The sequence below is a fragment of the Candidatus Poriferisocius sp. genome (genome assembly GCF_965219815.1).
In the GTDB taxonomy this organism is placed as follows: Bacteria; Actinomycetota; Acidimicrobiia; order Acidimicrobiales; family Bin134; genus Poriferisocius.
On record NZ_OZ244791.1, the window covers coordinates 3,528,226 to 3,540,228 of the forward strand.

General features: G+C 64.1%; 13 protein-coding genes and 1 riboswitch. Of the genes, 11 read left to right on the plus strand and 2 right to left on the minus strand.

The window, feature by feature from the left end; genetic code table 11:
* Positions 1-9 precede the first annotated feature (9 nt).
* The 11 genes from ACOQPI_RS16860 (at position 10) to thiD (ending at position 10,937) form a co-directional block, all read left to right on the plus strand.
* Positions 10-2,817: an ATP-binding protein gene (locus ACOQPI_RS16860; protein WP_420620771.1), complete on the plus strand. Its 2,808-nt coding sequence runs from the start codon at positions 10-12 to the stop codon at positions 2,815-2,817.
* Positions 2,818-3,015: 198 nt separating this feature from the next.
* A complete protein-coding gene (locus ACOQPI_RS16865; RefSeq protein WP_420620772.1) occupies positions 3,016-3,657 on the plus strand; it encodes a DUF6338 family protein in 642 nt (213 codons plus the stop codon).
* A gap of 18 nt (positions 3,658-3,675) precedes the next feature.
* Positions 3,676-4,380, plus strand: coding sequence for a helix-turn-helix domain-containing protein (locus tag ACOQPI_RS16870; protein WP_420620773.1), 705 nt, complete (start codon positions 3,676-3,678; stop codon positions 4,378-4,380).
* A 93-nt stretch (positions 4,381-4,473) separates the two neighbouring features.
* Positions 4,474-4,941, plus strand: coding sequence for an ATP-binding protein (locus ACOQPI_RS16875; RefSeq protein WP_420620774.1), 468 nt, complete (start codon positions 4,474-4,476; stop codon positions 4,939-4,941).
* A 43-nt stretch (positions 4,942-4,984) separates the two neighbouring features.
* A riboswitch (TPP riboswitch) is annotated at positions 4,985-5,095 on the plus strand.
* Positions 5,083-6,840 carry a phosphomethylpyrimidine synthase ThiC gene (gene thiC, locus ACOQPI_RS16880; RefSeq protein ID WP_420621060.1) on the plus strand — a complete coding sequence of 586 codons (1,758 nt, stop codon included), beginning with the start codon at positions 5,083-5,085 and terminating at the stop codon, positions 6,838-6,840. It overlaps the preceding riboswitch by 13 nt.
* 51 nt (positions 6,841-6,891) lie before the next feature.
* Complete coding sequence (gene thiE / locus ACOQPI_RS16885; protein WP_420620775.1) at positions 6,892-7,506, plus strand: thiamine phosphate synthase; 615 nt, start codon at positions 6,892-6,894, stop codon at positions 7,504-7,506.
* Positions 7,499-8,626 carry a glycine oxidase ThiO gene (gene thiO / locus ACOQPI_RS16890; RefSeq protein WP_420620776.1) on the plus strand — a complete coding sequence of 376 codons (1,128 nt, stop codon included), beginning with the start codon at positions 7,499-7,501 and terminating at the stop codon, positions 8,624-8,626. The genes thiE and thiO overlap by 8 nt, the downstream gene beginning before the upstream one ends.
* Entirely contained in the window at positions 8,623-8,811 is a 189-nt protein-coding gene (gene thiS / locus ACOQPI_RS16895; protein ID WP_420620777.1) for a sulfur carrier protein ThiS, read from the plus strand. The genes thiO and thiS overlap by 4 nt, the downstream gene beginning before the upstream one ends.
* 38 nt (positions 8,812-8,849) lie before the next feature.
* The gene (locus ACOQPI_RS16900) at positions 8,850-9,620 is read left to right on the plus strand and encodes a thiazole synthase (protein ID WP_420621061.1); all 771 of its coding nucleotides are present in this window, start codon (positions 8,850-8,852) and stop codon (positions 9,618-9,620) included.
* Positions 9,607-10,182 (plus strand): thiamine phosphate synthase, encoded by a 576-nt coding sequence (locus tag ACOQPI_RS16905; RefSeq protein ID WP_420620778.1) that lies wholly within the window; start codon positions 9,607-9,609, stop codon positions 10,180-10,182. The genes ACOQPI_RS16900 and ACOQPI_RS16905 overlap by 14 nt, the downstream gene beginning before the upstream one ends.
* Complete coding sequence (gene thiD, locus ACOQPI_RS16910) at positions 10,167-10,937, plus strand: bifunctional hydroxymethylpyrimidine kinase/phosphomethylpyrimidine kinase (protein ID WP_420620779.1); 771 nt, start codon at positions 10,167-10,169, stop codon at positions 10,935-10,937. Before ACOQPI_RS16905 ends, thiD begins: the two co-directional genes overlap by 16 nt.
* Here the strand turns inward: thiD and ACOQPI_RS16915 are convergent.
* Complete coding sequence (locus ACOQPI_RS16915) at positions 10,934-11,602, minus strand: O-methyltransferase (RefSeq protein ID WP_420620780.1); 669 nt, start codon at positions 11,600-11,602, stop codon at positions 10,934-10,936. The two genes, thiD and ACOQPI_RS16915, sit on opposite strands and share 4 nt — an antisense overlap.
* The gene (locus tag ACOQPI_RS16920; RefSeq protein ID WP_420620781.1) at positions 11,602-12,000 is read right to left on the minus strand and encodes a TIGR03618 family F420-dependent PPOX class oxidoreductase; all 399 of its coding nucleotides are present in this window, start codon (positions 11,998-12,000) and stop codon (positions 11,602-11,604) included. Before ACOQPI_RS16920 ends, ACOQPI_RS16915 begins: the two co-directional genes overlap by 1 nt.
* Positions 12,001-12,003: the final 3 nt, after the last annotated feature.

The window sequence follows — 12,003 nt, forward strand, 5'->3', positions numbered from 1 at the left end:
GCAGACCCCATGACCGATTTGGCACCGTGGCTTGATATCGCCTGTCCCCACGCAGACATCCGCGACGGATCGTTCGACGAATCTCTGTTTGCCGCCGACCTCGGCTTGGTGGCGAACGGGATGGGTCCAGATGACTACGTGGATGCCGAGTTGTTCGCGGCCAAGACGTACCTGACCGAGAATCTGCGATCAGTGCTGGTGGAGGTGGGCAATCGACTGAGTGGCGACGCGGGATCGGCGGCAGTGTTCCGGATGCAGACCGAGTTCGGCGGGGGCAAGACCCACACTCTGCTGGCCGCGTACCACCTGTTCCGCGCTCCCGAGCAGGTTGCCGGCACGCAACTAGGAATAGATCTTGCCGCAGCCTTGAGAACCGGAAGTTTGCCCAATGCCCGAGTTGCGGTGTTGGACGGCTCCGCGCTGACCGTCGATCCCGAGACCATGCCCGATGGCTCCGTGGTGCGATCTTTCCTCGGGCATTTGGCCTGGAGGTTGGGCGGTGCCGCGGCGTATGAGACGGTCCGGGCCAAAGATGAGGGCCTGCGCGGCACTTCCACAGTGGAGATGGTCAAGCTTCTCAGCGAAGCGGCACCGTGCCTGATCTTGCTGGACGAGACCTTGGAGTACCTCAATAAGGCATTGGCGGTTGGCTCGGTTGACGGCAACCTGGCCGCCACCACGCTCACGGTGATCAAAGAACTCTGTACCGCCGCCTCAAACGTGCCCGGCGTCGCGGTGGTCGCTACCCTTACCTCCTCGCGCTTAGAGGACTACTCGACGGTTGCTGGCCAGGAGATGGCGGAGCGGCTGTCCAAGGTCGTGGGCCGCATCGAGAACATTGTCACCCCAGTGGAGGGCGACGACATTTTCCCCATCCTGCATACTCGCCTGTTCGAGACCATCGGCAGTTTGGAGCAGCGGCAGGCGGTGGCCGACGCCTATGGCGCCTGCTACGACCAGATGGGCGATGTGCTCCCCCAGTCCTACCGCGACCCCTCCTACCGAGACCGCATCCGAGGTGCCTATCCGTTCCACCCGGAGTTGATCGACCTGCTTACCAATCGCTGGGGGTCGCTGTCGGGATTCCAGCGCACCCGAGGGGCGTTGCGAACATTGGCCCACACGGTGAAGGCACTAGCCCAGAGCAATCATCAGGGGCTGCTCATCGGCCTTGGCGATGTGCCTTTGGCCGATGACGGTGTGCGGGCTGAGGTCATTCGATTTGCTGGAGAGTCGTACAAGTCGGCCCTCAACGCCGACATCATCCGGCCCGATTCCAAGGCTGCGGTGGAGGACGAGCGCCGGGGAGGAGAGATCAAGAGAAATCGGGTTGCGGTGGGACTGGCCACGACGGCGTTCCTCAACAGCTTCGGCTCCGACCGGGTGCTTGGCGCTTCACCACCACAGATGCTCGTCGGCGTCGCCCAGCCGCTGCCCGGCCTGTCCCGAGGGCTGCTCGACGACGTGCGCGACGCTCTGGCCGGATCGCTGTGGTACATGCGCTATGAGGGCGGCCGCTATCGGTTCACGACCGAGCCCAATCTGAACAAGGTGATCGTGGAACGGGAGGGCGCCGTCGGAGACGGGGAGATCACCGCGCTGTTGAGAGAAACGGTCGGCCACATCGCCGGGCCGGTGGCCCCGTTCCGGGTAGTCACCCATGTCGTCGAGCCCAACGACGTGATTGACGAACCCCGCCTCACCCTCGGCGTGCTCGCCCCACACCGGGCAGTCGGCAACCAACCAGGCAGCACCGCTGTCGAGGCAGATGAAGTGGCGGGCGCGGTGCTCAACACCGGGCGAGGGTCGTCTCGGTCGAACAAGAACGCGCTTGTGTTGGTTGCGGCCGACGCCGGTGGTGTGACCAAGGCTCGCCAGGTTGCTCGCACGGTGGTGGCCATGCGGGACATCACCAGGGACAGCATCCGGGTTAAGCGGTTCAACCAGGACCAGCGTGACCAGCTGGAAGCCCGGCTGAGTGCGGTAGAAGAGCGCCTGCCCCAGGAGGTGGTGATGGCCTACCGGCACCTCATCCTGCTCGGGCCGGACGGCAATGGCGGCGTCCGGGTTGAGACTGTTGACCTCGGCCCGGCTCGGGTGGGCGACACCATTTGCCAGCGGGTGGTTGACCACCTCAAGGCCACTGACCGGCTTATCGACACCACGCTCGCACCAGCGGCCTTGCTCACCGACCGTTTCGGCGTGATCGGCTCGGACGAGCCAGTAGTCGAACTCGACCGCCTGTTGGACTACTTCTACCGGCTGCCCCGCTTACCGAAGATCGCTAGTTCCGATGTGCTGCGCCGTTGTCTGGCGCAGGGGGTAAGTGCCAGCCTGTTCGGCTTGGCATCAGGTGCTTCCTGGGACGCCGCTGATGCCGTGCTGCGCTTTGGGGAGCCGCTGGACCCGACCGAGATCCAGTTCCAACCCGGCACCTGGTTAGCACGCGCCGCTGACATCAAGCCTCTGATTGAGGCTCGCCGTCCGAGCGAGGAGTCTGAAGAAGCCAAACCAACAACTGGTTCAGAGCCTGAGGGCGAGACCACTCCTACGGAGCACCCAGAGAACCAGCAGTCTGGTGTCAAGGAAGGCCAAGATCCGACCAGAGTCACCCTCACCACACGCCAGATCCCTGCCGACAAAATCCGCGATGTGGTCAAGGTCGCCATTATGCCCCTCGCTGCCACCGGAGCAGACGTGACCATCAACGTCGAAGTCACTGCCACCCACCCTGATGGCATCCCCCACACCACACTGGACCTGACCGTCGCCGAAGGATTGCGCCAACTCGGCCTCGATCACGATCTCACCAAGTAGGCTAGATCCGGGTATTCGATTATCGGTGTAAGCAACACAAACTGGAATAGGAGAAAGAGATGGCAAAAGGGGAAACAGTACAAGAGGGCATTAGGGTGAACGCCCAAAGACAGGGTCAAAAAAAGGTGCAGAATGCTCCAGCACCTCCGGTTGCCAAGAGCAGGCCCAAGCCTCCTGTTTCAAAGAAGAAATAACTGAATGCCAGCAACTGTACTTAGCCTGGCAATTGCCGGACTAGTAGTCTTGCCAGGACTAAGCTACCTGGCGGGCAGAGAATCTCAGTATCCTACTCAAAAGATCAGAGGCTTTAGAGAGACTGCGACAATAGTATTTGCAGGGATTGTCTCAGTTGTAATTGGCTTGATTGCATTCGCAATCGTCCGTGCATCAATCCCAACGCATACACCCGATATCGGGGCATTGCTTCGCATGCCGGAATCATACGTTCGAGAACACCTACCATATGTCTCTGGGTGGGCATTAGCTATATTAGCGTTTTCATCTCTTGGCTCATTCCTCTTTGGAAAATTCTCCCCTAGATTACCAAGCAATATTTCAGTCGAGTCAGCCTGGTGGTCTGCATTTGAATCCATACCAGACTCAGACAAAGTACAGGTATATATTGACTGTTACCTGACAGACGATTCCATACTATCAGGATATCTCTATAGCTACAGCGTGGATATAGAAGAGACAATGGACAGAGAGATCTGCTTAGTCGCTCCCGTAACATACAAGGCATCAAAACCATCTTTAGCAGAAGAATTGGAGGACGCAGGTATTGTGACAGTCAGTGCATCTCGAATAAAGTTTGTTTCAGTCACTTACTTCAATGTGTAGATAAAGGATCAAACACTGATGCAGACTATGTATGAGGAACACCCCTTATTGGTGAGCCCCTGGTACCATCAGACCGAATTGCTCCGATTGATTGCCGGTGGCGAGAACTCGCGCGTGGAGTTCATGCGGGATGACGTGCAGCCGGGGAAGTTCGCCACGGTGCTCGCTGGACTGCTGAACCTCGACGGCGGGCATGTGCTGCTCGGCGTCGAGGACGACGGCGGCGTCTCCGGGCTATCGCGTGCGGTTGCAAGAGCCGAAGAGTGGATCATGCAGGTTGCTCGCGATCACCTGGAGCCCTCCATCATCCCGAACTGGGAGGTTATCGAGTCTGACGGCGGCATCATGGTCGGCATCGTAACCGTGCCGGCCAACGCACCCGACAAGCCGTACAAGTCCAAACAGGGGTCGCACTGGGTTACCAAGGTCCGTGTCGGCACCACCACACGCGATGCGACTCGTGAGGAGGAACAACGGCTGTACCAGCAGTCGGGTGGACTCCGCTACGGCCTCAAGCCGGTACCAGGAGCCAGTGCTGCCGATCTCGACACACGACGCCTTCAGGATTACTTCGCCCGCATCCGCGGCGATGCGGAGATGCCCAGCCCCAATTCAGAGTCGTGGCGCAGGCTGCTCTGCAACCTTGAGCTTGCCACCGAAACCGGTGGTGAAACGTACGCCACCGTCGACGGGATGCTCCTGTTCGGCCTGAACACAGGGTGATTCTTGCCGCAATGCGGAATTCGAGCGGTGTGCTTCCCGGGCCAAGAGTCCGACTATGCCACGAGATCCGACGAGAGCATCAAGGGCCCGCTAGTGGCTTTGCGCTCAGTCGACGGTGAGTTAGTCGAAACCGGAGTCGTGGAAAGGGCTCTCGACTTCGTCCGTCGCAACACGGGTGCCTCCGCAGCGCTGGAGGACGGTCGCCGTGTCGAGCGCCCCGATTTCCCTGAGCCAGCCATTCGCGAGGTTGTGGTCAATGCACTTGTACACCGCGACTACAGCATCACTGGGACCGATGTGCTGTTATCGGTCTTCGACGATCGAATCGAAGTGCAGAGTCCTGGGAGCCTGCCGAACACCATCAGCGTCGAGGGCATGCGTGAAGGAGCCCGCTATGCGCGTAACCAGGTGATGATGAGCATCATGCGTGACTACGGCTACGTCGAGGGGCTGGGCATGGGCATCCGCCGACAGGTCATCCCCGCCATGGCACAGCACAATGGCACCGAACCGGACTTCTCCGAAGAAGAATCCCGCTTCACCGTCTCCCTGAGGAAGTAGAAGTCGCCATAGGAACCGCTAGCCGTCTGTGGCAGACTAAGGGCGACAACCACGCGGGAGCTCGAGGATCGTCGGGCTGAGAGGGTGTCCGCTGGCACCGACCGCTGAACCTGATCCGGATAACGCCGGCGAAGGGAGATGATGATGAGCGAGAGCATCAACGGCAACGCGCCGAACCAGAAGGGCTCTTCACCCAGCGAAAAACTTGCCCGGGAGAAGGTGTATGTGGCCGGTGAGCGGCCTGATGTACGGGTGCCGTTCACCCAGGTGAACCTGACCGAACCGGAGCCGCCGTTTTTGCTGTACGACACCAGCGGTCCTGGTTCGAACCCCAGCGTGGGCTTGCCGCCATTGCGGCTGGATTGGATCACCGAGCGGGACGACACCACCGAGATCGTGGGGCGGTCCGCCGACCTGCGTGACGACGGTCGCCGGGCGGTGCGCGACGGCTCCGCCTCCGATCCTTTCCTGGGCGAGCGCCGCCCGGTGCTACGGGCCAAAGGAGCGGCGGTGACCCAGATGGCCTACGCCCGCCGGGGGGAGATCACCCCGGAGATGGAGTTCATTGCCACCCGGGAGCGGCTCGACGCCGAGCTGGTGCGTTCCGAGGTGGCCCGGGGCCGGGCCATCATCCCGGCCAACGTGAACCACCCCGAGTCGGAGCCGATGATCATCGGGCGCAAGTTCCTCACCAAGGTCAACGCCAACATCGGCAACTCGGCGGTCACGTCGTCGATTGCCGAGGAGGTGGAGAAGATGACCTGGGCCACCAAATGGGGGGCCGACACGGTGATGGACCTGTCCACCGGCTCCGACATCCACACCACCCGGGAGTGGATCATCCGCAACTCGCCGGTGCCCATCGGCACCGTGCCCATTTACCAGGCTCTGGAGAAGACCAACGGGCAACCCGAGGAGCTCACCTGGGAGATCTACCGCGACACGGTGATAGAACAGGCCGAGCAGGGGGTGGACTACATGACCGTCCACGCCGGGGTGCTGTTGCGCTACGTGCCGCTCACCGCGGAGCGCACCACCGGGATCGTCAGCCGGGGCGGCTCGATTCTGGCCGCCTGGTGCCTGGCCCATCACCAGGAGAATTTCCTCTACACCCACTACGACGAGCTGTGCGAGATCTTCGCGGCCTACGACGTGGCCTTCTCCTTGGGCGACGGACTGCGGCCGGGATCGATCGCCGATGCCAACGACACCGCCCAGATGGCCGAGCTCCAAACCCTGGGCGAGCTCACCGGGCGGGCCTGGGAACACGACGTGCAGGTGATGATCGAGGGACCGGGCCACGTGCCGCTCAACAAGATCAAGGAGAACGTGACCTTGGAGCAGGAGTGGTGCCAAGACGCCCCCTTCTACACTCTGGGCCCGCTCACCACCGACGTGGCCCCCGGCTACGACCACATCACCTCGGCCATCGGGGCGGCCAACATCGGCTGGTACGGCACCGCCATGCTCTGTTACGTCACCCCTAAGGAGCACCTGGGGCTGCCCAATCGGGCCGACGTTAAAGACGGGGTGATTGCCTACAAGATCGCCGCCCACGCCGCCGATGTGGCCAAAGGCCATCCGGGGGCCCAAGAGTGGGACAACGCCCTCTCGAAGGCCCGATTCGAGTTCCGCTGGGCCGACCAGTTCAACCTGTCGCTCGATCCCGAGACGGCGCTCAAGTACCACGACGAGACCCTCCCGGCCGAGCCGGCCAAAACCGCCCACTTCTGCTCCATGTGCGGACCCAAGTTCTGCTCCATGAAGATCACCCAAGACGTGCGGGACTTCGCCGCCCGCCAGGGGGTGGACGAGTCGGTGGCCATCGAGCTGGGCATGAAGTCGAAGGCCGACGAGTTCCGGGACAAGGGCGCCGAGATCTACTCGGCCGGGTCGTGACACTGGGCGAGGGCAACGGCTTCGATGACGCTGATCGACCATGAGCTAGCCGTGAGTGATCCGGTGACCACACATGTCCCCCGCCTGCATGTCATCGTCAACTGCGCCTCTTTGGCCGATGCCGCCTTTCGAGGCGGAGCCCCTGCGGTGCAGGTGCGGATCAAAGAGGCCAGCGACATCGCAGTGTTGGCAGAGTGCCAGCGCATTCTGGCATCGGCTCAGGCCACAGACGCGATGGTGATCGTGAACGACCGGGCCGACATCGCGCTGGCCGCAGGAGCTCACGGAGTACACGGCGGCGCCAATGACCTGCCAGTGGCCGAGATGCGTCGCCTACTCGGCGCCGACCGAATGGTGGGGAGCACGGCCCGTGATCCCGAGTCCGCCCTCCGCCACCAGGACGATGGGGCTTCGTACGTGGGGGTCGGGCCGGTGTACGCCACCGCCACCAAAGACGGGCTGCCCGCCCCGCTGGGTCCGACCGGGGTGGAGAAGGTGGCCACCGCGGTGGACATCCCGGTGATTGCCATTGCCGGGATCACCGCTGCCCAGGTGCCGGAATTGCTGGACGCTGGGGCTCATGGTGTGGCGGTAATCGGAGCGGTGGCCCACGCCGACGACCCCGCCGCGGCCACAGCCGAACTGCTGGAGGTCCTCGGTGGCTGACGTGCCTTCGAAGCCGGACGTCATCATTGTGGGCGGCGGCATCATCGGACTGTCCACCGCCTGGCAGCTCCTTCAAGACGGCGCCGAAGTTGTGGTGCTCGACCCCGCCCCGGGCACCGGGGCCAGCCACGCGGCGGCGGGGATGCTGGCCCCCATCCACGAGGCCTACTGGGGAGAGAGCCATATCTTGGAGCTGAACCTGGCCGCCAGCCAGGCGTGGCCGGCGTTCGCCGACTCTCTGGGGGCCGATGCCGTGGACTACCGCCGCGACGGGATGCTCATGGCCGCCTACGACGCCGACGACAAGGCGCTGCTCGACAATCTGGGCGACCTGCACGAGCAGGAGGGCCTGCCGGTGGAGCGGCTTCGGAGCCGGGAATGCCGGGCCCGAGAGCCGCTGCTCGCCCCCGGCGTGCGAGGCGGGGTGTACTCCCCGCTCGACCACCAGGTGAACCCCCGCCGGGTGGTGGCCGAACTGTTGAACCGGGTGCCCACAATTTCGGCCTCAGCCACCGAGGTGAGCCGGAACCAGGTGGTGGCCAGCGATGGCCAAACGGTGACCGGCCAGCAGGTGGTGGTGGCCGCCGGGGCGTGGAGCGGCCGGTTGCTGGGGGTGCCCATCCGACCCATCAAGGGGCAGATCCTCCGCCTGAGTGGTCCGAGCGGACTGCTGCAATTGCCGGTGCGGGGGGTGGTGCGGGGGTCGAGCGTGTACGCGGTACCCCGCAGCGACGGTGAGATCGTGGTGGGTGCCACCCAAGAGGAACAGGGCTTTGACACCCGGGTGACCGCGGGGGGCGTTTACGAGTTGCTCCGCGACGTTCTGGCCCTGCTGCCGGGGCTCAGCGAGATCGACCTGGTGGAGACGTGGGCCGGCCTGCGTCCCGGAGCGCCCGACAATGCCCCCATCATCGGGACCGGCCGTGACGGCATCGTTTACGCCACCGGCCACTACCGCAACGGCATCCTCACCGCTCCCATCACTGCTACAGCGGTGTCGGCGCTGGTGCAGGGACATGAGCCGCCGCTGGACTTGTCGCCATTCAGCCCCAACCGGTTCGACTCCCGGCCAAGTGGTCACACCCCAGATCCCGAACACCTCAGCGGAGTATCGGCATGATCATCGTGGTGAACGGCGAAGCTCGAGACGTACCGGCCAACTGCACGGTAGGAGCCCTGGCTCCTGACCAGCGAGGGGTTGCCGTGGCGGTGAATCGAGAAATCGTCCCTCGCAGCCGGTGGGGCCAAGCCCATTTGGTTGAGGGCGATCGGGTTGAGATCCTGGAAGCAGCCAAGGGGGGGTAAGTGGGCGACTGGTGCGAACCCTTGGACGGCAGGCCGTAATGGGCGACTCTTGGAACGTGGCTGAACGCAGCTTCACCAGTCGGTTGATCACCGGCACCGGGGGGGCGCCCAACTTGGCCGTGCTGGAACGGGCACTGGCCGCATCGGAGTGCGAGCTGGTCACGGTGGCGCTGCGCCGGGTGTCACCCGACGCCACTGGATCGGTGCTGGATGTGATCGAGCGACTGGACCTAGAGGTGTTGCCCAACACCGCTGGCTGCCACACCGCGGCCGATGCCGTGCTCACCGCCAAATTGGCCCGGGAAGCGTTCGAAACCGACTGGGTGAAGCTGGAAGTGATCGCCGATGACATCACCCTGTTGCCGGAGGGCATCGAATTGGTGGAGGCGGCCGAAACGCTGGTGGACGACGGCTTCACGGTTATGGCCTACACCAACGACGACCCGGTGTTGGCCCGCCGCCTCGAAGACTTGGGGTGCGCCTCCGTCATGCCGCTGGGGGCGCCCATCGGGTCGGGGCTGGGCATCCGCAATCCGCACAACATCGAGATGATTGTGGAGCAGTCGGCGGTGCCGGTGGTGCTGGACGCCGGCATCGGCACCGCCTCCGACGCTGCGCTGGCCATGGAGTTGGGCTGCGACGCGGTCATGGTGGCGTCGGCCATCACCCGGGCCCGCGACCCCGAGCAGATGGCCACCGCCATACGGCTGGCCACCGATGCCGGGCGGCAGGCCCGCCTGGCCGGCAGGATCCCCAAGCGTTTCGGTGCCGAGGCCTCGACCTCCCCCCAGGGTCGTGCCCAGTTCTGACCACCGCCGGCCGTACAGCCCCAAGCGGGCACTGTCGTCAGAGCTGCTCGTGCTCACCGACGTGGTGGTGAAGGCCCCTGCGGTGATCTTTCGGGCCAAAGACCGCCCGCCGCAGATCAGGCGGGAGCTGGCCCGGTTGATGAGTGAGCAAACCGACTGCCTGATACTGGCGTCGATGATTGATCCAGTGGCTGACGGGGTGCATTTGGCCGGGTTCGACCGCTATCCCAAGGTGTACCAGGGCATCGTGGGACGGTCGTGCCACGGACTCGACGAGGTGCGCCAGGCCGAGCTTGAGGGGGTGGACTACGTGACCATCTCCCCGGTGTTCGAAACCGAGTCGAAACCCGGCTACGGGCCACCGTTGGGGCTGGGCGGGCTAGGACGGATCGTTCGGCAGGCCCATGTCCCGGTGTACGCCCTGGGGGGGATCGGCCCGGGTCGAGTGGCCGCCTGCCGAGACGCCGGGGCGGCTGGCGTGGCGGTACAGGGGGCAGTAGCCCGCAGCCCTGACCCTCAAGAGACCATCGCTGCTCTCTTAGACGAATGGCACTCGGGATGAACCCACCCGTCGCGTTGAGCGTGGCCGGATCGGACTCATCTGGTGGCGCCGGCGTGGCCGCCGATCTGGCCACATTCGCCGCCCTTGGCGTTCACGGAACCGCAGCGATAACCGCGGTGACCGCACAGAACACCGTTGGAGTTCAGGGAGTTCATCCCGTGCCGGCCCAATTCGTGGCCCAGCAACTGGATTCCGTGCTAGACGATCTGACCGTTGGGGCGGTCAAGACCGGCATGCTGGCCAATCTGGAGATCATCTCCGTGGTTGGGGACTACGCCGCGGCCGGACGGCTGCCCAACCTGGTGGTCGACCCGGTGATGGTGTCGTCCACCGGCGCCCGGCTGCTGGATGCCGGCGCCGAGTCCCTCTACCTCGAGTTGCTGAGCCATGCCACTGTCGCCACCCCCAACCGACGGGAGGCCGCGGTGCTTCGGGAGGTGGCCGGATTGGACGATACGGGCGATCTGGGCGCTCTCTGCCCCGGCTGGCTGGTTGTGACCGGAGAGGCCACCGCGGTCGACCGAGCACACCACCGAGGAGAATGGACGGAGTTGGCCGGCGAAGTGGTCGAAACGGACAACGACCACGGCACGGGCTGCACGTTTTCGTCGGCAGTTGCCGCAGGCTTGGCCACGGATATAGAGCCGATGGATGCGATCGTTGCGGCCAAGGAGTATGTGCGGGCTTGCATAATCCGGTCGGCCGACTGGCAGCTAGGAGCAGGCCGAGGACCGGTAGCGCACCTGTTGAATTAGGGGGCGTGGGTTATAAGCGTTAGCCCGTCGGAGATGGGGAGCATCACTTGGGTTGTCCGGGGGTCGGCAACCACGGAAGCGTTGAACTCTCGAATGTGGGCGGTATCGGGGTTCTCTTCGAGGTCGGCATCGGGGTCGGCCACCCGGCCTGCCCACAACACGTTGTCCACCAGGATGATTCCCTTGGGGCTGAGGCGGCGCAGGATCTCCTCGTAGTAGATCCGATAAGACCGCTTGTCGGCGTCGATGAAGGCCAGGTCGATGGGCGGATCGTCGGGCAGGGTGGCCAAGGTCTCGGCCGCAGGGGCGATTACCACCTCGATGCGTTCGGCCACCCCGGCCCGCTCCCAAAACGGGCGGCCGATGCTGACCCACTCGTCGCTAACGTCGCAGCACAGCAGCCGCCCACCGGGGGCCAGTCCCCGGGCGATGGACAGGGCCGAGTAACCGGTGAAGGTCCCCACTTCTACCGCGAACTGCACGTCGAGCAGGCGAGTGAGCATGGTCATGAACGCGCCCTGCTCAGGGGCGATCTGCATCCCGGAGACGCGGCCCAACTCAGCGGTGACGTCGATCAGCTCTTGGGCAATGGGGTCGATGCCCGCACCGTGGGCCACCAAATACTCCTGCACATTGGCGCTGAGGCCGATGCTCTTGGGATTCATCAGGCCCGCCCCAGCACTGAATCCACCGCAATGATGATGGCCCGCCGGTCGGAACCCCGGTCTTTGGCCGGGCTGTAGCGCTCGCCGTAGCGGGCCACGGCATCAGCGCACTCATCCGGATCGGCGGTGACGGTGGCGTGACCCTCCAGGGTGACCCATCGACCACCGTCAACCTGGCAAAGTGCGGCTCTGCCGCCCCCGGCCGCATCTAGCATGCGCACCTTCTTCGCCCCCGCCCAGGTGATGATGCGGGCGGTGGCGGTGGCGGAATCCCAGGTGAATCCTACCGGGGTCACATGGGGGGTGCCGTCGGGGCGCAGGATAGTGAGCGAGGCCAAATGGCGATCCCGGAGAAAGCCGTTCATCTCGTCGGTGAGGTTGCGGGGATCGTGGGCCATCAG

Coding starts and splice junctions, on each gene's coding strand:
- ACOQPI_RS16860 (WP_420620771.1), top strand. CDS start 10: ATGACCGATTTGGCACCGTGGCTTGATATCGCCTGTCCCCACGCAGAC.
- ACOQPI_RS16865 (WP_420620772.1), top strand. CDS start 3,016: ATGCCAGCAACTGTACTTAGCCTGGCAATTGCCGGACTAGTAGTCTTG.
- thiD (WP_420620779.1), top strand. CDS start 10,167: ATGGCACTCGGGATGAACCCACCCGTCGCGTTGAGCGTGGCCGGATCG.
- ACOQPI_RS16915 (WP_420620780.1), bottom strand. CDS start 11,602: ATGAATCCCAAGAGCATCGGCCTCAGCGCCAATGTGCAGGAGTATTTG.
- ACOQPI_RS16920 (WP_420620781.1), bottom strand. CDS start 12,000: ATGGCCCACGATCCCCGCAACCTCACCGACGAGATGAACGGCTTTCTC.
- thiC (WP_420621060.1), top strand. CDS start 5,083: ATGATGAGCGAGAGCATCAACGGCAACGCGCCGAACCAGAAGGGCTCT.
- ACOQPI_RS16900 (WP_420621061.1), top strand. CDS start 8,850: ATGGGCGACTCTTGGAACGTGGCTGAACGCAGCTTCACCAGTCGGTTG.
- thiS (WP_420620777.1), top strand. CDS start 8,623: ATGATCATCGTGGTGAACGGCGAAGCTCGAGACGTACCGGCCAACTGC.
- ACOQPI_RS16870 (WP_420620773.1), top strand. CDS start 3,676: ATGCAGACTATGTATGAGGAACACCCCTTATTGGTGAGCCCCTGGTAC.